Here is a 22726-nt window from a genome sequence, read left to right on the forward strand (position 1 = left end):
CCCATTCGCGGTCGGCCAGCGTCAGGAAATGGCGGCGGTTGTAAACCCCTGTCATGCCGTCGGTTGTCGCCAGCCGTTCCAGCTCCTCGGCGTTGCGGACGATGTCGGTGACGTCGCTGTAGATCAGCATCCGGCCGCCGCTCGGCAGCACCGCGAGATGGCAGCGCAGCGCTTTGCCGTCGGTCATCGCCAGATCCATCGGCTTCGGATCGCCGGACTGCACCCAGGCCAGCCGCCGCGACACGTAGTCGTCGAGATCGACCGCCACCGCCTGTGCGGACGCCGCCAGCATCTCGGCATAGAGCGGCCGGTTCTGCCGGATTTCCTCGGCGCTGTTGGCCCTGAACATCACGTGCAGCACCGGGTTGCTGTAGACCGCGCGCAGCTCCTCGTTGAGGATCAGAAGGCCGGCGTCGACATTGTCGAGCGCGGCATACAGCGTCTCCAGCGCCTGCCGCGCCTCGGCCAGTTCGCAGCGCAGCCGCGCGGTCTCCGGATCGTCCGGCGATCCGGCGTTGTGGTGCGTTTCCTCGGTTCGTCTCTTGTGCATTGTCACGATCCCCGCGACCCGCCAGTGACTTGACTACACCATGGGTTGCACGGCAGCGGGCAACAACTCCTGAACGTCCCCAGGGCAATTACGGGATGTCGTTAACGTCCCATGAACGGGCACCACCGGCGGCCCCCCTGCCCGCACGAATGATTGGCGCTTTGCGCGCGTTTGGCTTAAAGCTCGGCGGTCTCCCGTCATCGTCGGCCCTCGTGGCGGCGCATCGTTCGAAGGCTCGCAACACAAGAGCCGGGCGGGATTTCCCATTCGGCGTAATCGCCCAGAAGGTTGTCGTTCGTGACATTTCCGACCAGTCCCCCGCCGCTCGCCCGAGCTTTGGCGGAGCGCAATTATCTCGAGGCGACGCCGGTGCAGAGCGCGGTGCTGGCGTCCGATACCGCCGGCCGCGACCTTTTGGTGTCGGCGCAGACCGGCTCCGGCAAGACCGTGGCGTATGGGCTCGCGATCGCGCGCGATCTCTTGGACGACGCCGAACAGTTCGCGCCCGCCGCGGCGCCGCTGGCGCTGATCGTGGCGCCGACGCGCGAACTGGCGTTGCAGGTGCACCGCGAGCTGAGCTGGCTGTATCGCCACGCCGGCGCCCGCATCGTCTCCTGCGTCGGCGGCATGGACCCGCGGCGCGAGCAGCGTGAGCTGGCAGAGGGCGCCCACATCGTGGTCGGCACGCCGGGGCGGCTGTGCGACCATCTGCGCCGCAACCGGCTCGACGTCTCGCAGCTCAAGGCCGTGGTGCTCGACGAGGCCGACGAGATGCTCGATCTCGGCTTCCGCGAGGACATGGAGTTCATCCTCGAAACCACGCCAGAGACCCGCCGCACCCTATTGTTCTCGGCGACGCTGCCGCGCGGCATCATCGCGCTGGCCAAGACCTATCAGCACGACGCGATGCGGATCGAGGTCGAAGGCGCCGAGGGCGGCCACGCCGACATCGAGTATCGCGCCATCCGCATTGCGCCGGGTGACGTCGAGCACGCCGTCGTCAACGTGCTGCGCTACGTCGAATCCCCGACCGCGATCGTGTTCTGCAACACCCGCAGCGCGGTGAACCATCTGCAGACCGCGCTGCTGGAGCGCGGCTTCGCGGTGGTGGCGCTGTCCGGCGAGCTCACCCAGAACGAACGCACCGGCGCGCTGAACGCGCTGCGCGACGGCCGCGCCCGGGTCTGCGTCGCCACCGACGTCGCGGCGCGCGGTATCGATCTGCCGAACCTCGGCCTCGTCATTCACGCCGAGCTGCCGAACGACGCCGAAGTGATGCAGCATCGCTCCGGCCGCACCGGCCGGGCCGGCAACAAGGGCATCAGCGTCCTGTTAGTTCCGCCGGCGCGGCGGCGGCGTGCCGAGCTGCTGCTGCAGCTCGCCGGCATCGAGGCGAACTGGGGCACCGCGCCGCAGGCCGACGAGATCCGCAGCCTGGATCAGCAGCGGATGCTGCAGGATCCACTGTTTACCGAGGAGCCGACCGCCGAAGATCAGGCGCTGGCGCAGGCGCTGCTCGCCGAACGTTCGCCCGAGCAGATCGCGGTGGCGCTGGCCAGGGTGGTGCGGGCACGGATGCCGGCGCCGGAGGACATTCTCGATCCCGGCGAGCGCCCGGCCCGCGGCCGCGACGATCGCGCCGGCAAGCCCGTGCGCGAGCCGCGCGATCGCGACGCGCGCGACAACGCACCGCGGACGCGCTCGGCCAAGGCCGGCGAGAAGCACGCGATGGCGGGCGGTGTGTGGTTTCGCGCCGCGATCGGCAAGCGCAAGAACGCCGAGGCGCGCTGGCTGCTGCCGATGATCTGCCGCCGCGGCGGCATCACCCGGCAGGACATTGGCGCGATCCGCATCCTCGACACCACCACCGAGTTCGAGATCTCGCCCGCCGCCGCGGACGCCTTCGCGGCGCAGATCAAGCGGCCGGATCACGACGACAACATCCGGATCGAGCCGCTGATCGGCGCCAAGCCGATCCCGCCGCGCGAGGACAAGCGTCCGCCGCGGCCGGATGCGGACCGCAAGCCGGATCGCGAGGCGCGCCGCGACAAGCGCCCCGACTCGTGGTCGCCGCTGTCCGGCGAACCGCTGCCCGATCCGCGCGAGCAGGACGCGCCGCGTCCGGGCAAGCGCGCGCCGCAGGACGAGGCTCCACGCGGCGGCAAGCCGGCGCGGTTCAAGGACAAGGGATTCAAGGACAAGAGCTTCACCGACAAGGGCTTCAAGCCGCGCGGCGAAGAGTCGTTCGAGGGCGATTTCAAAACCAAGCCGTTCAAGAAAGACGGCTTCAAGGCGGGCAAGGCGAAGGGCGACAAGCCGGCTTACGTCAGCAAGGCCCGCCGCGCCGATCCGTCGGCCAAGAACCCGCCGTTCAAGAAGAAGGCGAAGAAGAAGTTTCGCTGAGGTGAGTTGGTCGTGACGCCGAGCTCGGGCCACGCATCGCGCAAATAACAAGGCCGGGGACAATGCCCCCGGCCCTGATGTCGTCAAGCTGATAGCCGTGGCTTACAGCGTCAACTCGTGGCGGCCGACCACCATCCAGTGCACTTCGTCCGGACCGTCAGCGAAGCGGAGGTGGCGGACGTCGGTGTACATCTCGGCGAGCGGGGTCCACTGCGAGATGCCGGTGGCGCCGTGCATCTGGATCGCCTGGTCGATGATCTTACAGGCGCGCTCCGGCACCATCGCCTTGACCATGCTGACCCAGACGCGCGCTTCCTTGTTGCCGAGCACGTCCATCGCCTTGGCGGCCTTCAGCACCATCAGCCGCATCGCCTCGATCTCGCAGCGCGCCTGCGCGATGATCTGCATGTTGCCGCCGAGATGCGCCAGCTTCTTGCCGAACGCCTCGCGGGTCAGGCCGCGCGCCACCATCAGGTCGAGCGCCTTCTCGGCCTTGCCGATGGTGCGCATGCAGTGATGGATGCGGCCGGGGCCGAGCCGGAGCTGCGAGATCTCGAAGCCGCGGCCTTCGCCGAGCAGGATGTTCTCCTTCGGCACCCGGACATTGTTGAAGCGCATGTGCATGTGGCCGCGCGGCGCATGGTCGTGGCCGAACACGTGCATCGGGCCGAGCACTTCGACGCCGGGGGTGTCGACCGGCACCAGGATCTGCGACTGCTGCTTGCTGGGCGCGGCGGTCGGATCGGTCTTGACCATCACGATCATGATCTTGCAGCGCGGATCGCCGAGACCGGAGATGTAGTACTTCTCGCCGTTGATCACCCACTCGTTGCCGTCGAGCACCGCCGAGGTCGAGACGTTCTTGGCGTCGGACGAAGCGACGTTCGGCTCGGTCATCACATAGGCCGAGCGGATCTCGCCGTTGAGCAGCGGCTTCAGCCACTTCTCTTTTTGCTCAGGAGTGCCGACGCGCTCCAGCACTTCCATGTTGCCGGTGTCGGGCGCCGAGCAGTTCATCACTTCGGAGGCGAGCGGCGCCTTGCCGAGTTCGGCGGCGATGTAGGCGTAGTCGAGATTGTTGAGGCCTTCGCCGGTCTCGGCGTCGGGCAGGAAGAAGTTCCAGAGGCCTTCTTCCTTGGCCTTGGCCTTCGCCTTGCCGAGCAGATCGAGCTGTTCCTGCGAGAACGACCAGCGGTTCGGATTCTTCGCTTCCGCGATATCGAACTCGTGCTGCATCGGCTCGACGGTCTCGGCGATGAACTTCTTCACATGGTCGTAGAGCGGCCGGACGGCTTCGCTCATCCGCAGATCGTTGAGCGCGTCTTCGGGCGTGAGCGTGTAAGGGGTCTGGCGGGGGACGTAGGCCGTCTGCATGCGGGCGTGCTCCTCGTGGCTTTTCTTGGTTGCGTTTCTTGGCGTCGTTGGCGGGCCGTCCCGGGCGGACGACCGCGCAAGGGTTATAGACACGAACCCGCCGGGTTGTCTTGATCGAACTGCGTTTAAAACAGAACGCGAACCTAATCCCGCATTGCGAAAAATCATCTCCGCCGTACGCCACGCGCGATAGTTGACGAGGCAATCATAACGATCCGCCGAACTCCACGTCGAACGGTTCCCCGCGTAGCAACGCGCACTCGCCCCGTGATCGTCCGGCGGGTCGTCGCGCTTGATGGCTGCTGTCCGAATGAGTGCTACCATCGCTCCGATCCAACCGCGTCAGCTACGCGGCGGCGCTCATCACCAAACGGAGAACGAGGCATGGCGGACTTGATCAAGGCGAGCATCGTCTTCGTGTTGTCGAATTTTTCCCTGAGCTTCCTCGTCATCGGCCTGCTGTTCGCCCTGGTCGCGATCGCGCGCGCGCCGAAGCCGCTGCGATTCCCGGACGTGATCGACCGGCTGCTGGCCTGGCACCTGTTCTGGTCGATCGGCGTCTGCTACTTCTACAACTTCGTGATGCACGGTTTCTTCGGCAAGATGTCGGCGGCGTTCATCGGATGGGCCGACAGTCCGTTCCAGTTCGAAGTCGCCACCGCGAGTCTCGGGTTCTCCGCCGTCGGCTTCCTCGCTGCCTTCCGCAGCTTCGACCTCCGCCTCGCTGCGATCGTCGGCCCCGGCCTGTTCACGCTCGGCGCCGCCGTTGGTCACATCAATCAGATGGTGACGCACCACAACTTCGCCCCGGGCAACGCCGGCGTGGTGTTCTACACCGACATCATCATCCCGCTGTTCGGCGGGGCGCTGCTGTGGCTGCAACATCGCAGTCGGATCGATCGCGCCCCCGCGGCGCCGCGAAGTCGCGCCGCCTGAGCGCCGCTCGAGCCGGACATTGTTCATCCGCTCGCTGGCGCTGGTTGGCCGCTGGCGGTGAGCCGACGATAGCAGGCTGCCTCGTCCTCACGCGCTCGTGACCGAGACTTCGGGAATAACCGCCGCGCGGTGGCGTCTCTGCTTGCGGATCCACCCACCCCGAAGGAGGAAAACATGATCCGCACGTTCACGCTGGTATCCGCTCTGGTGCTTGCCGCCGCAGCGTTCGCGCAGGCGCCCGCCCCTGCCAAGGTCGCCGACACCGCCAAAGGCAAGGCGCTTGTCGACGACAAGGGCATGACGCTCTACACCTTCGACAAGGACACCAGCGGCAAGTCGGCCTGCAACGGCCCGTGCGCCACCAACTGGCCGCCGCTGATGGCTGCGGCCAGCGCGCAGGCCTCCGGCGACTGGACCGTGATCACCCGCGACGACGGCGCCAGGCAATGGGCCTACAAGGGCAAGCCGCTGTATGCCTGGACCAAGGACACCAAGCCGGGCGACACCACCGGCGACGGCTTCCTCAACGGCGCCTGGCACATCGCCAAGCCCTGATCCCACGAGACCGCTTTGGACGAGATCGCCGCCGAGATCGAGCCGCTGATACCGAGCCTGCGCCGTTACGCACGCGCGCTGCTGCACGATCGCGACGCCGCGGACGATCTCGTCCAGAGCACGCTGGAGCGGGCGCTGACGCGCTGGCGCTTGCGGCGGCAGGGCGGCGACCTGCGCGCCTGGCTGTTTGCGATCGAACGCAATCTCTATCTCGATCAGCGTCGCCGCGCGGTCCGGCGCGGCCATGCGGTCGATCTTGACTCGCGCGGCCCGATTCCCGACGGCGCCGCCGGCCCGGAGTGCAGCCTGATCGCGCGCGATGCGCTGGCGCGGCTCGACGATCTGCCGGAAGATCAGCGCTCGCTGCTGCTGCTGATCGGCGTCGAGGAATTGAGCTACGAGCAGGCCGCGCGGGTGTTCGACGTGCCGGTCGGCACCATCATGTCGCGGCTCAGCCGCGCCCGCGAGGCGCTGCGCCACAGCGTCGAGGCGGGCCGCACCACCATGTTGAGGAGAGTGAAATGACCGTCCGTCGCCCTCTCAGCGAGGACGATCTGCAGGCCTATGTCGACGGCCGGCTCGATGCCGCGCGGCGCGCGGAGGTCGACGCTTATCTGGAGTCCGACGCCGAGGCCGCGAGCCGCATCGCCGGGCAGATCGCCGATCGCGACGATCTGCGTGCCCGGCTGTCGGCGGTCGCCGCCGAGCCGATCCCGGCACGGCTCCGCATCGCGCATCTGCGCGGCGAGCGCCGCGCCTGGATCGGCCAGCGGTTCGGCGCGGTGGCGGCGGCGCTGGCGTGCCTGGTGATCGGCGGCGCCGGCGGCTGGCTGGCGTCCGAGCGCTGGCACCGCGCGCCCACGGTCGTCGCGGCCGCCCCCGTCGCCGACGCGGCGATGGTGGCGTGGCGGACCTATGCGGTCGAGGTCGCCCACCCGGTGGAAGTGTCGGCCGATCAGGAAGCGCATCTGGTGCAATGGCTGTCGCGCCGGCTAGGCCGAAAACTGACAGCGCCGAAGCTCGACGCGCTCGGGCTGAAGCTGATCGGCGGCCGGCTGCTGCCGGCCACCAACGGCCCGGCGGCGCAGTTCATGTACGAGGACCAGCAGGGCCGCCGCGTCACGGTGTATGTGCGGCCGGGCGGCGACGCCGAGCCGAGCGCCTTCCGGTTCGAACGCACCGGCGAATTGGCGGCATTCTCCTGGATCGATGCCCAGCTGTCCTACGCCGTGGTGGCGCAGACCGACCGCGACCACCTGCTCGGCATCGCCCGCGCGATCTATCAGCAATACGAAGCGCTGTAGCGCAGGCGGCCGGATGATCGCACACCTCACCCCGCCGGCTCGGACTGGTCCCTTGCCGCGGCCCGGTTGGTGCGCAGCAATCCACGCTTCGGCGCGAACAGGAACGCCGCGCAGAACACCAGCGCCTGCGTCAGCACGATGCAGGCGCCCGTGGCGCCATCGATGTGGAAGCTGACGAGCGTGCCGACCGCGGCCGAGCCGGTGGCGACCGCCACGGCGACGAGCAGCATCCGCTCGAAGCTGTCGGTGAGCAGATAGGCGGTGGCGCCGGGCGCGATCAGCATCGCGACCACCAGGATGATGCCGACCGCCTTCAGCGACGCGACGATCGTCAACGCCAGCAGCACCAGCAGTCCGTAGTGCAGCGCCCTCACCGGCAGGCCGATGGATCGGGCGTGGTGGGGGTCGAAGCAATACAGCAAGAGGTCGCGGCGTTTGAGCAGCACCGCCAGCAGCGTCCCACCGGCGACGATCGCGATTTCGATCAGGTCGCGCGGCGTGACGCCGAGCACGTTGCCGAACAGGATGTGGTTGAGGTGCTGGTCGGTCTCGATCCTGGTGAACAGCACCAGGCCGAAGCCGAACATCCCGGAGAACACGATGCCCATCACCGTGTCTTCCTTGACGCGGCTGTTTTCCTTCAGATAGCCGGTGACCACCGCGCAGGACAGGCCGGCCACGAACGCCCCGGCCGCCAGCGGCAGGTTGAGCACATAGGCGACCACGATGCCCGGCAGGACCGCGTGAGAGACGGCGTCGCCCATCAGCGACCAGCCCTTCAGCACCAGATAGCAGGACAGCACCGCGCAGACCGCCGCCACCATGACGGACGCGATCAGCGCCCGCTGCATGAACGGATAGGCCAGCGGCCCGGTGATCCAGTCGGCGACCTCGCTCACGGCGTCACCCCCGCCGCCGCATGCCGCCGCCGGCGCGCCGCGATCACCCCGTGCTTCGGCGCGAAGTAGAACGCGGCCAGAAACAGCAGGGTCTGCAGCGTGACGATCACGCCGCCGGTGGCGCCGTCGAGAAAATAGCTGAGATAGGCGCCGACGAAGCTGGTGACGGCGCCGAGCGCGACGCTGATCAAAATCAACCGGCCGAACCGATCGGTGAGCAGATAGGCGGTGGCGCCGGGCGTCACCACCAGCGCGATCACCAGGCAGGCGCCGACCGTCTGCAGCGCGGCGACCGTGCAGGCGCTGAGCAGGGTGAAGAACACGATCTTGAGCCGCCGCGGATCGAGCCCGATGCTGCGGGCGTGGCTCTCGTCGAAGAACGTCACCATCAGGTCCTTCCACTTCAGCGCCAGAATCGCCAGCGACACCGCGGAGATGATCGCGACCTGCACGACGTCGGCATCGGAGATCGCCAGAATGTTGCCGAGCACGATGGTCTGCACGCTCACCGACATCGGCCAGATCGAGGCCATCAGCAGACCAAGGGCGAACAACGTGGTGAACACCAGCCCGATCACCGCGTCCTCGCGCAGCCGCGACTTCAGCTTGACGAACTGCATGCCGGCCGCCGCCAGGATGCCGGCGAAGAACGCGCCGAGCGCGAACGGCGCACCGAGGATGTAGGCGGCGGCGACGCCCGGAACGATCGCGTGCCCGAGGGCGTCGCCCATCAGCGACCAGCCCTTCAGCATCAGATAGGCCGACAGAAAGGCGCACACGCCGCCGACCAGAGCGCTCACCCACATCGCCTTCAGCATGTAGCCGTAGGCGAACGGCACCAGCAGTTCGGCGAGCAGCGAACCCTCGGCCATCTCAGCTCTCCTGATCCTGCCGCTGGTTGGGCCGGGCGTCGTAGAACACCAGCGGCCGTTCGTCGTCGGTGATCACCGTCAGTCGGCGCTGATCGTCGTCGCTGTGCAGGTCGGCGCCGCCGAGCTGGAAGTTGCGCAGCACGCCGCCGAAGGCGAGCTCGAGATTGCGCTGGGTGAAGGTCTCTGCGGTCGGCCCGGCCGCCAGCACGGTGCGGTTGACCAGCACGACCTGGTCGCAGAACTGCGGAACGCTGCCGAGATCGTGGGTCGAGACCAGGATCAGTTGGCCGGCGTCGCGCAGCTCGCGCAGCAGATCGATGATCGCGGTTTCGGTCTTGACGTCGACGCCGGTGAACGGCTCGTCGAGCAGCACGATCCGGCCGCCCTGCGCCAGCGCGCGGGCGAGAAACACACGCTTCTTCTGGCCGCCGCTGAGCTCGCCGATCTGGCGGTCGCGATAGGCCGTCATGCCGACGCGTTCCAGGGCCTGGTCGACCGCGCGGCGGTCGGCCTGCGACGGAATCCGCAGGAAGTTCATGTGGCCGTAGCGGCCCATCATCACCACGGTCTCGACCAGCACCGGAAAATTCCAGTCGATGTCCTCGCTCTGCGGGACGTAGGCGACGATGTTGCGCTTCAGCGCCCGCGCGACCGGCATCCCGCACAGCTCCACGCTGCCGGCCGACGGCCGCACGAACCCCATGATCGCCTTGAAGATCGTCGACTTGCCGCTGCCGTTGACGCCGACCAGCGCGCAGATCGTCCCGGCGCCGAGCGTGAACGACGCGTCGCGCACGGCCGTGTAGCCGTTCGGATAGGTCACGTCGAGACCGCGCACCGCGATGCCGGGGACCGCGTCGCCCGCGCCGCGGGCCTCGGCCGGGTCGAACCGGATCATGTCCCGAACCCCTTGGCGATGGTTTCGACGGTCACCTTGAGCAGGTCCAGATAGGTCGGCACCGGACCGCCGGCGGCGCTCAGCGAATCGACATAGAGCACGCCGCCGTAGCGCGCGCCGCTCTCGCGCGCGACCTGCTTGGCGGCGCGGTCCGAGATCGTGCTCTCGCTGAACACCACCGGGATCTTGTTCTTGCGCACGAGGTCGATCACCTTGCGCACCTGCTGCGGCGTGCCCTGCTCGTCGGCGTTGATCGGCCAGAGGAACGCCTCCTTCATCTGGTAATCGCGCGTCAGGTAGCTGAACGCGCCTTCGCTCGACACCAGCCAGCGCTGGTTTTCGGGGATCGCGGCGAGCCGGCGACGCAGCGGCTCGTCGAGCGCCTTGATCCTGGCCGCGTAGTCGGCGGCGTTCTGATCGTAGGCGGCCGCGTTGGCGGGATCGTATTTGACCAGCGCCTTGCGGATGTTCTCGACGTAGATCAGCGCGTTGGACGGCGACATCCAGGCGTGCGGATTGGGCTTGCCGCTGTACGGCCCCTGCGCGATCCCCATCGGGGCGATGCCTTCGGTGACCACGACGCTCGGAACATCCTTCACGTTCTCGAAGAACCGCTCGAACCAGCGTTCGAGATTGAAGCCGTTCCACAGCACGAGATCGGCCGCCTGCGCCCGCACGATATCGAGCGGGGTCGGCTGGTAGTCGTGGATCTCGGCGCCGGGCTTGGTGATCGATTCCACGATCGCCTTGTCGCCGGCGACGTTCTGGGCGATGTCCTGGATCACCGTGAAGGTCGTCACCACGCGAAACGGCTTGCGGGCCTGCGCCTGGCACGGGCCGGCGAGCAGCACGCCCGCGACTGCGGTCGCGACCACGCTGCGCACCCAGCCGCTGCCGATCTGTTTCAGTTTCATCCGTGTCCATCCTGATGCAGTCGCGCGCCGCGGCTCGCGCAATCGTCGCGGGGCCCGTCGCTAGAAGTGCCAGTTGAGCCGGAGCATCGCCTGCTGGCGCTCGAACTGATCGAGGTTCAGTGGCCGCCGGTCGCCCAGGGCGCCGCCCGCGACCTGAAACTGCCAGGTGCCGGAGATGCCGAATGCCGGCGAGACGTTGTACGAGAAGGTCGGCCCGAGATAGACGGCATCGCCGACGAAACGGTCGAGCCCGCCGCCGTCATAGGCGCGCAGGTAGCGGACATTGATGCCGGCGAGGAATCCGGGCACGAACGCGTAGGACAGGCCGCCGTGCAGTTGCAGCTCGGAATCGTGGCCCCAGAGATTGGTCACGCGCTCGCGGGTGGCGCCGGTGCCGTACCAGACGTTGAAGACGGCGAACAGCTTCTCGGCGATCAGCTCGCGGTCGAACAGCGCCGCGAACTCGCCGCCGTACTGCTCGATCCGGCCGCCCGTCGCCTCGTCGACGCGGGACCAGTTCGGCTGCGCGTGCAGCGTCAACCCGAACGGCGCCACCTTGCGATCGACCAGCTTGTAGCGGAACTCGAGCGCGGCGCCGTTGAAGGTGAAATGGTGGCGATCGTCGTGGCCGAATACGCCGTCGATCCGCTGGCCGCCGAACGACAGCCCCGGTGCGATGCGAATCCGATCGGTGAGCGTGTACTTGACCTGGGCCAGCGTCCCCAGCGTGGCGTAGCGGCCATCGCGCTTGCCGAAGCCGCCGACGTTCTCCATCTCGACCTCGATCTCGCCCTTCTGGCCGATATCGGAGCCCATCGAAAAGCCGAAGATGTGCTCGGTGTCGACGCCTTCGGCGTGATGCGTGCCCGGCACCGTCGCGGGGCGCTGCATCGCGAAACTCGACAGCGACGACGCGGGCAATGACAGCCAGGACGGCGCGTCTTCCGCCGCGGCCGGTGAGATCTCCGCGGCGGCACCGGCCGCGAATGCGGTCGCCACGACCATCCGCCCCCATGACGATGTCCGAGCCGGCGGCCGCTTCGCCGCGTCGATCCGAGTACTCACCTGCGTTCCTTTGCTCCGAGCGCGGCCGAACGGCGCGCCGTTTCATCCTGCACCGGCCGGCCTTGCGGCCATGGTGCATGGCCCCGATATTGTAGCCTTGGCTACATCGTAGAGAACGAGTCGCAACTGTCAATGCCGGATTGTTGCCTCGGCTACATTTTGACGCCGACGAGAATTCGTGCTTTCCGGATCGCAGCAATCGCGAGCGTGAATCAATGAGCCCTGCCGTCCCGCGGAAAGCCCAGCGCAACGACGCTCCCCCGGCCGATCTGCCGACCGAGCTGGTGCAGGCCCGCCGCTTCGGCAAGGCCCGGTCGGCGCAATCGACCGCCATTCTCGAGGATTATGTCGAGCTGATCGCCGATCTATTGTCGCGCACCGGCGAGGCGCGGCCGACCGACATTGCGCGCCGCCTCGGCGTCTCGCACGCCACCGCCATCAAGACCATTTCGCGGTTGAAGAAGGCCGGGCTGGCGACCTCGCGCCCCTATCGCGGCGTGTTTCTCACCGAGCAGGGCCAGGCGCTGGCAGAACGGTCGCACGCCCGCCATCGGCTGGTGGTCGATCTGTTGCGCGCGGTCGGCGTCCCGCCCGAAGCTGCGGAAGCCGACGCCGAAGGCATGGAGCACCACTGCTCGGAAACCACGCTGAAGGCGTTCGCGCAGTTTCTCCGGTCGTAGCTTCGCGGGCCGCCGGACCGCCGGCATCTCTGTTCTCGATGGAATCGGGGGTTGCGTTTCGAAGTGCTCACATCAGGCACAACCTCATGGTGAGGAGGCGCGAAGCGCCGTCTCGAACCATGCGCCGCGATTCACGCGTTGCCTCATCCTTCGAGACGCCCGGCTTTGCCGGGCTCCTCAGGATGAGGACACAGTCCCCTTGGAAAGGACCAAATCTCCTTTCAATACATCTCCGCTTCAATGGATCGATCAAGCGCTCTCGTGGAGGTGGTGATGGCGGGGACAATGATCCGGAACACCGATGACGCCATCAAGAAGCGGCTTCGCCTCCGCGCCGCCATCGATGGCCGCTCGGTGGAGGACGAGGCGCGGGACATTCTCCGGGCGGTCCCGCCACGCTGCTCCCGGCGCCTCGCCTTCCCGACGACTATCGACCCAGGGGATCCGCCGTGGCGGCCTGAACGCCACCTCCCGAACTCGATCGCAACCATGCGTCTGCGCCTGATCCGCGCACTTGCCAAAACCCTGCCGCGATGCCCCTGTTGTGGCCTCGCCGCAGCATTAAGCCGGCGGCGAAACTTATGACGCAGTAGTACTAATCCGCCCTACGGGCTGCGCCAATCCGCCCTGCGAGCTAATTTCCACTCTGGGCTTATGAGTCGAACCCTTCGAGAGGCCAATGGCAAACGATCGAAACTCCCTGCCAGAATTGATCGAAGTGATTACGCGAATCTCCAATAGTAACGAACCTGAAAATAGGGAAATCCGAGTTGAACTTCGCGTAAACAGCGTAACGCTGGTGGCTGACGACAGCTTAGAATTTGTAGTTCAGTTGGAGCGAGCCAATCTAGCCATTGACCTCGATGGATTCGAAGTCGTGCCGAAAAGCAGGCATGGTGAACCGACGAAGCCCAATGACGTTTCCGTCGAGCGCGAGATGAGGAACGAAAAGACTCAAAAAGGCGAAATTTCTGGCAACGCAGAGTTGACTCTCGCTCAAAATCCGAGCGGTTCGCTCGGATTGAAAGCAGCAGGAAGCGTTGCTTCCACGCACACTGAGTCGCATAATTCGAAGGAGACTTATAGCTTTCTGCGCGTAAAGGCGCGAGGCAACCTCACTTGGGAGGTATCTGAACCCGGCGACACACGAAAAGTTCTGGATGATACCTACCTGAACGACGACGTCCTTTGTAAGATCAAGGCGCTGCCTGGGGCGAATATGCTTGCGGTGAGATTGGACGCTTTTGCCAGGAAGAGAGACATCAGGATAACTCCACTTAGCAAGCTAAGCAAATTTACATTTAAAAGCACCAATCACGAGAAGATGTTCAACGCGCTTGTCGCCAAGTCCCTCGCTCAAAGTAAGGCGAATGGGGGAATTTTGACCTTTTCAGTTTCGGAGATCACGGTTGAAGACGATAAGCCACACAGATGACCTGTTATCTGAAGAAGACTGGAAGCTCATTCGAAAATTACTGGACTTTCCTGAGACAAATTTTGTTGAACAGGCAAAGCTCTGCGGACTAGATCCAGCTAGAGACTTCCAACAATTGGACCTATCCAATGTTGATTTTTCAAACTGCGACCTGCGCGGTTTCGATTTTTCTGGAACCGATCTCCGCGGAGCCTTCGGCGTTAACCTGACTTGGGAAGTCGGCGATCCAGTTCTGGACGGCGCAGATACGTCGGACTCGCTATTCACACACCAACTACAACAGCAAAGATACTTTCGTGATCATCCTGACGACTTGGCTCTTGTAAAAAGACTATCGACGGACTACTGGGCAAACACAATCACGCGAATTGACGACTTGATTCAATCGCGAAACAATCCTGTTCGCGCAACCAAAATCTCTCACGCCGTCTTCGCTGCGCACAAAGACAACAGCGTGCGAACTCATATTCTTTTTCTGATCCGATCGACGTCGGCGAGCGACAGCAAATACTTCATCTACGATTCACTATCAAAGAGCTGGAACGATCCTGGACAGACAGATTCATGCCTTCGTATCCTAATCACCCTCTTTGGGGACAGCGGGCAACCCTTCAATTGGCTTCTGAAGTACCTAAAGCATCCTGACGACACAGTTAGAAAGACTGCATTCTTCGGTCTAATTAAATCTCCTAAGTTCACATCAGGACTTGCAGAGATCAAAGCCTACATCACGGCGTGCCGTGACCGGGTGCAGAGACGAGCATTTGTTGGCAAAACAGCAAAGTTATTGGGATCCGAAACAGATGCCGCCCTCTACAACTACAAGGAGGGAAATTATTTCGATTTTCGTGATACACTCACTCGTCAATCGCTCATTGACACACGGAACCCGCGCAGCTTCGCTCATATAGTTGAGGAGGCTCGGATATCGAAACAAAGCATCAACATAGAAGTCATCACAGAAGAGCAACTACAGCGACGCATTCGATTGATCCAGCAATTTGGACAGGCGTTCGGAATATATTTCAAGTACATTATTGCGTCGGGTACGACTATTGAACTTGGAAACAACGATGGCATTTCAACAGATCGGGCCGGACCCGAACGTTGATACGTGAGCCGAACTCGGTTGCGCATTAGAGTTGGGGCCATGAAAGCCTCGCAATAAGGCTGCCGTAGCTGATTCACCTTTGAACCACCGACTAGTTTTGCCTACAAAAAAGCCCCGGAGCGTCGCTCCGGGCTTCGTTGTTCCGATGGATGGCCGGGTCAAGCCCGGCCATGACGTCCTGAGCAGGTCGCAGCGGCCGCGCAACGCGCAGCCGCCCTCCCCTTCTCAATACCGATAATGATCCGCCTTGAACGGCCCCTCGACCTTCACGCCGATATAATCCGCCTGGTCCTTGCGCAGTTCGGTGAGCTTGACGCCGATCTTGGCGAGGTGGAGGCGGGCGACCTTTTCGTCCAGCGTCTTCGGCAGCACGTAGACCTTCTTGTCGTACTTGCCCTGGTTCTGGAACAGCTCGATCTGCGCCAGCGTCTGGTTGGTGAACGAGGCCGACATCACGAAGCTCGGGTGACCCATCGCGTTGCCGAGGTTCACGAGGCGCCCTTCGGACAACAGGATCATCCGCTTGCCGTCCGGGAAGGTGATCTCGTCGACCTGCGGCTTGATGTTGTCCCACTTCATGTTCTTCAGGGTGGCGACCTGAATCTCGTTGTCGAAGTGGCCGATGTTGCAGACGATGGCGCGATCCTTCATCGCGCGCATGTGGTCGATGGTGATGATGTCCTTGTTGCCGGTGGCGGTGACGAAGATGTCGGCGATCGGCGCCGCGTCTTCCATGGTCACCACCTGATAGCCTTCCATCGCCGCCTGCAGCGCGCAGATCGGATCGACTTCCGACACCATCACGCGGCAGCCGGCCTGGCGCAGCGAAGCGGCCGAACCCTTGCCGACGTCGCCGAAGCCGGCGACCATCGCGACCTTGCCCGACAGCATCACGTCGGTGCCGCGGCGGATGCCGTCGACCAGCGATTCACGGCAGCCATAGAGGTTGTCGAACTTCGACTTGGTCACCGAGTCGTTGACGTTGATCGCCGGGAACAGCAGCTTGCCGGCCTTCTCCATGTCGTACAGACGATGCACGCCCGTGGTGGTCTCTTCCGACACGCCCTTGATGTTCTTGGCGAGCGTGGCGAAGTAGCCCTTCGGCTTCTCCTTGAGGATGCGCTTGATCAGCGCGAAGAAAATCTCTTCTTCTTCCGAATTGTGCTGATCGAGGAACATGGTGTCGCCGTTCTCGGCGCGCAGGCCCTGGTGCACGAACATGGTGGCGTCGCCACCGTCGTCCAGGATCATGTTCGGGGTGCCGCCGTCCGACCAGTCGAACAGCTTGGCGGTGTAGTCCCAGTAATCCTTCAGCGTCTCGCCCTTGACGGCGAACACCGGAATGCCCGCGGCGGCGATCGCCGCGGCGGCGTGATCCTGGGTCGAGTAGATGTTGCACGACACCCAGCGGACGTCGGCGCCGAGCGCCACCAGCGTCTCGATCAGCACCGCGGTCTGGATCGTCATATGCAGCGAGCCGGCGATCCGCGCGCCCTTCAAGGGTTGTTTGGGGCCGTATTCCTCGCGGGTCGCCATCAGGCCGGGCATTTCGGTCTCGGCCAGCGAGATCTCCTTGCGGCCGAAATCGGCGAGGCCGATGTCCTTGACGATGTAGTCGGTGAACTTGGCGGTCATGCGGATGGGTTTCCTGATGTCTGTGTCAGTCGAACTGAGCACTACGAACTGAATCGGGCAGTTTGAGGCAGTGCATCGGCGCTCCCTCTCCCCGCTCGCGGGGAGAGGGCCGGGGTGAGGGGGCGTCGCCGCGAGGCCGGGAGGCTCGGCTGGGCTGAAGCGCCCCCTCACCCGGTCCGACTTCGCTGCGCTTCGCCGGGCCGACCTCTCCCCGCTCGCGGGGAGAGGTGAAGACGCCGGCTTTGGGCTTACTTTCTCACTTACACCGCACGCTTCATGGCGTCGGCAAGATCGGTCTTCTCCCAGGAGAAGCCGCCGTCGGCGTCCGGGGTGCGGCCGAAATGGCCGTAGGACGAGGTCCGGGCGTAGATCGGCTTGTTGAGATCGAGGTGGGTGCGGATGCCGCGCGGGGTCAGGTCCATCACCTCGGCCACGATGGTCTCGAGCTTGTCCTCGGCGACCTTTCCGGTGCCGTGGGTGTCGATATAGATCGACAGCGGGCGCGCCACGCCGATCGCGTAGGCGAGCTGCAGGGTGCACTTGTCGGCGAGGCCGGAGGCGACGACATTCTTGGCGAGGTAGCGCGCCGCATAAGCCGCCGAGCGGTCGACCTTGGTCGGATCCTTGCCGGAGAACGCACCGCCGCCATGCGGGGCCGCGCCGCCGTAAGTATCGACGATGATCTTGCGGCCGGTGAGACCGGTGTCGCCGTCCGGACCGCCGATGTAGAACTTACCGGTCGGGTTGATGTGCCAGATCGTCTTGTCGGTGATCCAGCCGGCGGGCAGCGCCTGGCGCACATAGGGCTCGACGCAGTCGCGGATCTGGTTCGAGCTCAGGTCCTCGATCAGGTGCTGATGCGACACCACGATCTCGCGGACGTATTGCGGCTTGCCGTTCTCGTACTGGATCGTCACCTGGCTCTTGCTGTCCGGGCCGAGCACCTTCTCCTTGCCGGAGTGGCGGGCTTCCGAGATCAGCCGCAGGATCTTGTGGGCGTAGAAGATCGGCGCCGGCATCAGGTCGGGGGTCTCGTTGGTGGCGTAGCCGAACATGATGCCCTGGTCGCCGGCGCCCTCTTCCTTGTTGGTGCCGGGCTGCAGCGCGTCGACGCCCTGCGCGATGTCGGCCGACTGCGGATGCAGCAGGATTTCGATATCGCAGGTCTTCCAGTGGAAGCCGTCCTGCTCGTAGCCGATGTCCTTGATGGCTTCGCGGACGACGTGCTCGATCTGCTCGTTGGTGACCGAGGCCGGGCCGCGGGTCTCGCCGGCGATCACCACCTTGTTGGTGGTCGCCAGCGTTTCGCAGGCGGCACGGATCGCCCACGGATCGATCCCGGCCTTCGGCCCCTCGCGGTAGAACAGATCGACGATCTCGTCGGAAATCCGGTCGCAGACCTTGTCCGGATGGCCTTCGGACACGGACTCACTCGTGAACATATAAGACGCGCGCATCACCAACCCCTTGTCCGCCGGACCCCGGCGGTGTTTTCGTGAAAGATACCTATCCTGAGAGATGTCAGTCGCGCCTGCGCGAGATGACGTAGGATTCGTCGTTGAACCAGAGACCGCTGTGCTTGCGCAGAACTTCTCTGGTGGCTTCCAAGTACTGGCCGTCCCGGGTCACTTCCGTGAGCCGGTCGTCCTCGATCTGCGCGACATACACCGCGGCATTCCATGCTGCAAAGGCCGTCGAATTGCCGATCGGTCCGGTGACCTCATTGGGCAAAGCCTCCATATCGTAGCGAAAGATCGAGCGGTTATCGGCGTAGGCATTGAAGTTCAGGTCTCTACCAGCCGAGCCGAGCTCGTATTTGACCGCGCGCAACAATTCGTGGCGGCTGACCGAGAACGGGTTCTCGTCCGGCCAGATCGATTGGACGATTTCCAATCCGGGATCGTGGCCGTGGGAGTGGATGCCGATCAGCCGGCCGCCGGGGCGCAGCGCACGGGCCAGCGGCGCGATGATCCGCTTGGCCCGGAAGTTGACGGATGATTTCGCCCGGTACGGCTGCGAGGCGACGATCAGGTCGAAATTGGCCTCGGTGCGGCCGGCGCGCGGGATCACCGCGTCGAGCAGGAAGCGGTGGTCCTCGCGGTACAGCACGATCGCGACCGGGCGCTCGTACACCGGCATCCCGGTGCGCGGGCTGACATTGGCGCGCCAATTGTCCTGCAGGAACGGCGCCAGCTCGGCGATCTGGGTTTCGAATTCGCCCGAGGAGCCGCCGCGCAGCGCCACCTCGTGCCAGATCATACCGGCGGCGGCGGCCGACGACGCCGGCGTCAGCCACGGCGCCTCGGCGTAGTTCATGTTGGTGAACACGAACACCGAGGCCGGGTGCTCGAACAGCCGGTCCGGCACCTTGTCGAGCGTCAGCCGCAGGTCCTCGACGCTGAGCTCCTTGCCGGAGACGTAGAACGGTATCTGGGGGAACCGCCCATGCATCGCACGCAGCACGCGCGCCAGCACCGTGCCGTCGCCGCAGCCCGCATCGAACACGCGCAGCGCGGGCGGGCGCGGGTGGATGTTGGCGAGCTCCAGCGCGACGCGGTCCGCCACCACCCGCTTTTCCCCGCAAGTGTGGACGAACAATAGATATTTCTGGCGGTTCTCGAAGAACCGGAAGTTGCTGCGCGGGTCGCGCCGCTCCAGCGGCACCACCAGCCCCCGCGGCGGCGGCGCAACGCCCAGCCCAGCAGCAACAAACGCCTCGATCCGCTCCAGCGTATCCAGCGTGATCCGCTTCCCCTCGCGCAGCCGGTACACCAACTTGCCGTCGTTCACCGCCCGCCGGCCGAACGTCGTCTCGGCCATCCCGGCCTGACGGCAATAGTCCGATATCCGGTTGAGAAGTTGGTCGTTATTCATGCGGGCGGGTGGGCAATTCCGGATTGATGAAGCCCCATAACACGGATTTCCCACCTCCGGAAGCGCAACGATCGGACGAATACCACAGATAAATGGCTACAAACTCCAGTGCGCAGCCACGTAACTGTCATTGGGAAACAGCACTCGATCTGCTAAGAGGCGCGCGAGTCCGGCGAGTCCGGGCGGCTTACAGGACGATCGAGCGATGCGTATCACGATGATCGGGACGGGTTATGTGGGGCTGGTGTCCGGAGCGTGCTTTGCGGATTTCGGCCATCAGGTGACCTGCGTCGACAAGGACGAGGCCAAGATCGCGGCCCTGCATCGGGGTGAAATTCCGATTTACGAACCGGGGCTTGACGAGCTGGTCGCGGCCAACGTCAAGGCCGGACGGCTCGACTTCACCACCGACCTGACCGCCCCGGTGGGCGAAGCGGACGCGGTGTTCATCGCGGTCGGGACCCCGTCGCGGCGCGGCGACGGCCACGCGGACCTGTCCTATGTGTATGCGGCCGCAAAGGAAATAGCCGCTGCCCTAAAGGGCTTCACGGTCGTGGTGACCAAGTCGACGGTCCCGGTCGGCACCGGCGACGAGGTCGAGCGGCTGATCCGCGAGACCAATCCGGCGGCCGATGCGGCGGTCGCCTCGAATCCGGAGTTCCTGCGTGAGGGCGCGGCAATCCGGGATTTCAAGTTCCCCGACCGGATCGTGATCGGCACGGCCGACGAGCGCGCCCGCAAGGTGATGGGCGAGATCTACCGCCCGCTGTCGCTGAATCAGGGCCCGCTGATGTACACCGCGCGGCGCACCGCCGAGCTGATCAAATACGCCGCCAACGCGTTCCTGGCGACCAAGATCACCTTCATCAACGAGATCGCGGACCTCGCCGAAAAGGTCGGCGCCGATGTCCAGGACGTCGCCCGCGGCATCGGCATGGACAACCGGATCGGCCCCAAATTCCTGCACGCCGGCCCCGGCTTCGGCGGCTCGTGCTTCCCCAAGGACACCCGCGCGCTGGTGAAGATCGGCCTCGATTACGAGGCGCCGCTGCGTATCGTCGAGGCGGTGATGGCGGTCAACGACAACCGCAAGCGCGCGATGGCCCGCAAGGTATCGGCGGCGCTCGGCGGCAACATGCGCGGCAAGACCGTCGCGGTGCTCGGCCTCACCTTCAAGCCCGACACCGACGACATGCGCGAGGCGCCGTCGATCCCGCTGGTGACCAGCCTCACCGACATGGGCGCCAAGGTGAAAGCATTCGATCCCGCCGGCATGGACCACGCCAAGTCCGAACTTCCGGACATCACCTATTGCGAAGATGCTTACGACTGCGCCAAGGGCGCCGACGCGCTGGTGATCGTCACCGAATGGGTGCAATTTCGCGCGCTCGACCTGCCGCGACTGAAGGCCGCGATGGCGCAGCCGATCGTGGTCGACCTGCGCAACATCTACCGCCCCGCCGAAATGGCCGAGCACGGCTTCAGCTATCACAGCGTCGGCCGCGGGGACGCGTAGTTGCCGTCGGCGCTGCCGATTTCGTAGGCCGGTCGCAGCCACACGCTCCCCTCTCTCCGATCTCTATCCTGCTTGCCGATCGCGCCGCACCAGCGGCCGCGATCGCGCGCCTGCGCAACACTATTGACCGACCGTTCGGTTAAGCATTACGATCAGCAGAAAGCATAAGGTGCGATCGGCGCGGTCGGCGTCGTATAAAGGCACCGGGATTGGATCAGGCCGAAGACGCTCGGAAGAAGCGCGCGGCCTGCAACGGAGGAAACGGATTCATGGCTCACTATACGCATGTCCTGCGCAGCGTCGCCGTCGGCGCGACGGCTCTGGCGCTGTCCAGCTTTTCGCTGATGCACACCGCTTTGGCGGCCTCGACCATCAAGCTCGGCTCGGTGCTGTCGATCACCGGCCCGGCGTCGTTTCTCGGCGATCCCGAGGACAAGACGCTGAAGATGTATGTCGACAAGATCAACGCCGCGGGCGGCGTCGACGGCCAGAAGATCGAGCTCGTCGTCTATGACGACGGCGGCGACGCCAACAAGGCGCGCACCTTCGCCACCCGTCTGGTTGAGGACGACAAGGTGGTGGCGATGATCGGCGGCTCCACCACCGGCACCACCATGGCGATGATCCCGGTGTTCGAGGAAGCGCAGATCCCGTTCATCTCGTTCGCAGGCGCGGTCGAAATCATCGATCCGGTACGCAAATACGTGTTCAAGACCCCGCACACCGACAAGATGGCGTGCGAGAAGATCTTCGAGAACATCAAGGCGCGCAAATTCACCAAGGTGGCGGTGATCTCCGGCACCGACGGCTTCGGCTCGTCGATGCGGGCGCAGTGCCTGAAGGTCGCCCCGGCCTACGGCGTCAGCATCGTGGCCGAGGAAACCTACGGGCCGCGCGACAGCGACATGACCGCCCAGCTCACCAAGATCAAGGCCGCCCCCGGCGTCGAAGCGGTGGTCAATCCCGGCTTCGGCCAGGGCCCGGCGATCGTCACCCGCAACTACGCCCAGCTCGGCATGTCGTCGACGCCGCTGTACCAGAGCCACGGCGTCGCCTCGAAGAGCTTCATCGAGCTCGCCGGCCCGGCGGCGGAAGGCGTGCGGCTGCCGGCCGCGGCATTGCTCGTCGCCGACAAGCTGCCCGACAACGATCCGCAGAAGAAGGTCGTGACCGAGTACAAGAAGACCTACGAGGACACCACCAAGCAGCCGGTCTCGACCTTCGGCGGCCACGCCTATGACGGCCTCACCATCCTGGTCGAGGCGATGCAGCGGGCGAAGTCGACCGATCCGAAGAAGGTCCGCGACGAGATCGAAAAGACCAAGGGCTTCGTCGGCACCGGCGGCATCGTCACGATGTCACCGACCGATCACCTCGGCCTCGACCTGTCGGCGTTCAAGATGCTGGAAGTCAAGAACGGCGACTGGACGCTGGTGCAGCCGGGAAGCTGAGCAAGTCGGGAGTCATTCCGGGGCGCGGGCGCCAGCCCGCGAACCCGGAATCTAGACCAACAACGTCTGGATTCCGGGTTCGCGCGTTTCACGCGCGCCCCGGAATGACGAGTGTCCTTGGCGATCTGCCGCGCGTTCAATCGATCTGAAAGTCACTCCGGCGCCATGTCCGAACTGCTGCAATTCTTGATCTCTGGGCTGACGGTCGGAGCGGTGTATGCGCTGGTCGCGCTCGGCTTCACGCTGGTCTATCA

The 22726-nt window shown here is 65.0% G+C and carries 20 protein-coding genes and 2 pseudogenes; 12 read left to right on the top strand and 10 right to left on the bottom strand.

Translation table 11 applies throughout. The features are described 5' to 3' along the window. A partial coding sequence (locus DU475_RS15970) for a PAS-domain containing protein (protein ID WP_205524408.1) occupies window positions 1-550 on the bottom strand: 550 nt, incomplete at its 3' end. A gap of 297 nt (window positions 551-847) precedes the next feature. Here DU475_RS15970 and DU475_RS15975 point away from each other — a divergent pair. Beyond that, window positions 848-2953, top strand: coding sequence for a DEAD/DEAH box helicase (locus tag DU475_RS15975; protein WP_164632681.1), 2106 nt, complete (start codon window positions 848-850; stop codon window positions 2951-2953). A 102-nt stretch (window positions 2954-3055) separates the two neighbouring features. On the opposite strand, the gene DU475_RS15980 is transcribed toward DU475_RS15975, so the two are convergent. Next, window positions 3056-4327, bottom strand: coding sequence for an acyl-CoA dehydrogenase family protein (locus DU475_RS15980; protein WP_164632682.1), 1272 nt, complete (start codon window positions 4325-4327; stop codon window positions 3056-3058). Between the two features lie 384 nt (window positions 4328-4711). Between DU475_RS15980 and DU475_RS15985 the strand changes: the two genes are divergently transcribed. The 4 genes from DU475_RS15985 (at window position 4712) to DU475_RS16000 (ending at window position 7122) form a co-directional block, all read left to right on the top strand. Then, a complete protein-coding gene (locus DU475_RS15985) occupies window positions 4712-5263 on the top strand; it encodes a DUF6790 family protein (RefSeq protein ID WP_164632683.1) in 552 nt (183 codons plus the stop codon). 174 nt (window positions 5264-5437) lie between these two features. Beyond that, the gene (locus DU475_RS15990) at window positions 5438-5818 is read left to right on the top strand and encodes a COG4315 family predicted lipoprotein (protein WP_164632684.1); all 381 of its coding nucleotides are present in this window, start codon (window positions 5438-5440) and stop codon (window positions 5816-5818) included. 15 nt (window positions 5819-5833) lie between these two features. After that, a complete protein-coding gene (locus DU475_RS15995; RefSeq protein WP_164632685.1) occupies window positions 5834-6343 on the top strand; it encodes an RNA polymerase sigma factor in 510 nt (169 codons plus the stop codon). Then, window positions 6340-7122, top strand: coding sequence for an anti-sigma factor family protein (locus tag DU475_RS16000; RefSeq protein WP_164632686.1), 783 nt, complete (start codon window positions 6340-6342; stop codon window positions 7120-7122). The genes DU475_RS15995 and DU475_RS16000 overlap by 4 nt, the downstream gene beginning before the upstream one ends. A 26-nt stretch (window positions 7123-7148) precedes the next feature. Here DU475_RS16000 and DU475_RS16005 read toward each other — a convergent pair whose 3' ends face one another. From DU475_RS16005 to DU475_RS16025, 5 genes are read right to left on the bottom strand one after another with little or no spacing between them, the layout of a single operon-like run. Next, entirely contained in the window at window positions 7149-8021 is an 873-nt protein-coding gene (locus tag DU475_RS16005) for a metal ABC transporter permease (protein WP_164632687.1), read from the bottom strand. Beyond that, complete coding sequence (locus tag DU475_RS16010) at window positions 8018-8893, bottom strand: metal ABC transporter permease (protein ID WP_142883335.1); 876 nt, start codon at window positions 8891-8893, stop codon at window positions 8018-8020. Before DU475_RS16010 ends, DU475_RS16005 begins: the two co-directional genes overlap by 4 nt. Window position 8894: 1 nt before the next feature. After that, the gene (locus DU475_RS16015; RefSeq protein ID WP_142883336.1) at window positions 8895-9791 is read right to left on the bottom strand and encodes a manganese/iron ABC transporter ATP-binding protein; all 897 of its coding nucleotides are present in this window, start codon (window positions 9789-9791) and stop codon (window positions 8895-8897) included. Continuing rightward, a complete protein-coding gene (locus DU475_RS16020; RefSeq protein WP_164632688.1) occupies window positions 9788-10705 on the bottom strand; it encodes a metal ABC transporter substrate-binding protein in 918 nt (305 codons plus the stop codon). Before DU475_RS16020 ends, DU475_RS16015 begins: the two co-directional genes overlap by 4 nt. A 60-nt stretch (window positions 10706-10765) precedes the next feature. Continuing rightward, entirely contained in the window at window positions 10766-11710 is a 945-nt protein-coding gene (locus DU475_RS16025; RefSeq protein ID WP_164632695.1) for a DUF6662 family protein, read from the bottom strand. 275 nt (window positions 11711-11985) lie between these two features. On the opposite strand from DU475_RS16025, the gene mntR reads away from it, so the two are divergent. From mntR to DU475_RS16040, 4 genes and pseudogenes are all read left to right on the top strand, one after another. Beyond that, window positions 11986-12450, top strand: coding sequence for a manganese-binding transcriptional regulator MntR (gene mntR / locus DU475_RS16030; RefSeq protein ID WP_164632689.1), 465 nt, complete (start codon window positions 11986-11988; stop codon window positions 12448-12450). Window positions 12451-12723: 273 nt separating this feature from the next. Then, window positions 12724-12837 (top strand): annotated as a pseudogene (locus tag DU475_RS24325) (FitA-like ribbon-helix-helix domain-containing protein); the annotation flags it as partial. A gap of 292 nt (window positions 12838-13129) precedes the next feature. Continuing rightward, the gene (locus DU475_RS16035) at window positions 13130-13885 is read left to right on the top strand and encodes a hypothetical protein (RefSeq protein ID WP_164632690.1); all 756 of its coding nucleotides are present in this window, start codon (window positions 13130-13132) and stop codon (window positions 13883-13885) included. Next, window positions 13860-14996 (top strand): pentapeptide repeat-containing protein, encoded by a 1137-nt coding sequence (locus DU475_RS16040; RefSeq protein ID WP_164632691.1) that lies wholly within the window; start codon window positions 13860-13862, stop codon window positions 14994-14996. Before DU475_RS16035 ends, DU475_RS16040 begins: the two co-directional genes overlap by 26 nt. A 225-nt stretch (window positions 14997-15221) precedes the next feature. Here the strand turns inward: DU475_RS16040 and ahcY are convergent, their stop codons facing one another. From ahcY to DU475_RS16055, 3 genes are all read right to left on the bottom strand, one after another. Then, the gene (gene ahcY / locus DU475_RS16045) at window positions 15222-16631 is read right to left on the bottom strand and encodes an adenosylhomocysteinase (RefSeq protein ID WP_164632692.1); all 1410 of its coding nucleotides are present in this window, start codon (window positions 16629-16631) and stop codon (window positions 15222-15224) included. A 260-nt stretch (window positions 16632-16891) separates the two neighbouring features. Continuing rightward, a complete protein-coding gene (metK, locus tag DU475_RS16050) occupies window positions 16892-18088 on the bottom strand; it encodes a methionine adenosyltransferase (protein WP_047310155.1) in 1197 nt (398 codons plus the stop codon). A 64-nt stretch (window positions 18089-18152) separates the two neighbouring features. Then, a complete protein-coding gene (locus DU475_RS16055) occupies window positions 18153-19505 on the bottom strand; it encodes a hypothetical protein (protein ID WP_164632693.1) in 1353 nt (450 codons plus the stop codon). Window positions 19506-19710: 205 nt separating this feature from the next. Here DU475_RS16055 and DU475_RS16060 point away from each other — a divergent pair, with 205 nt between their 5' ends. The 3 genes and pseudogenes from DU475_RS16060 to DU475_RS24330 form a co-directional block, all read left to right on the top strand. Further along, on the top strand, window positions 19711-21021 hold the full coding sequence (locus DU475_RS16060) for a UDP-glucose dehydrogenase family protein (RefSeq protein WP_047310154.1): 1311 nt from the start codon (window positions 19711-19713) through the stop codon (window positions 21019-21021). 269 nt (window positions 21022-21290) lie between these two features. Continuing rightward, window positions 21291-22472: an ABC transporter substrate-binding protein gene (locus tag DU475_RS16065; protein WP_164632694.1), complete on the top strand. Its 1182-nt coding sequence runs from the start codon at window positions 21291-21293 to the stop codon at window positions 22470-22472. A 165-nt stretch (window positions 22473-22637) separates the two neighbouring features. After that, a pseudogene (locus DU475_RS24330) lies at window positions 22638-22726 on the top strand (branched-chain amino acid ABC transporter permease); the annotation flags it as partial.

It is taken from the genome of Rhodopseudomonas sp. WA056, from assembly GCF_010906995.1.
Taxonomy (GTDB): Bacteria; Pseudomonadota; Alphaproteobacteria; order Rhizobiales; family Xanthobacteraceae; genus Rhodopseudomonas; species Rhodopseudomonas palustris_G.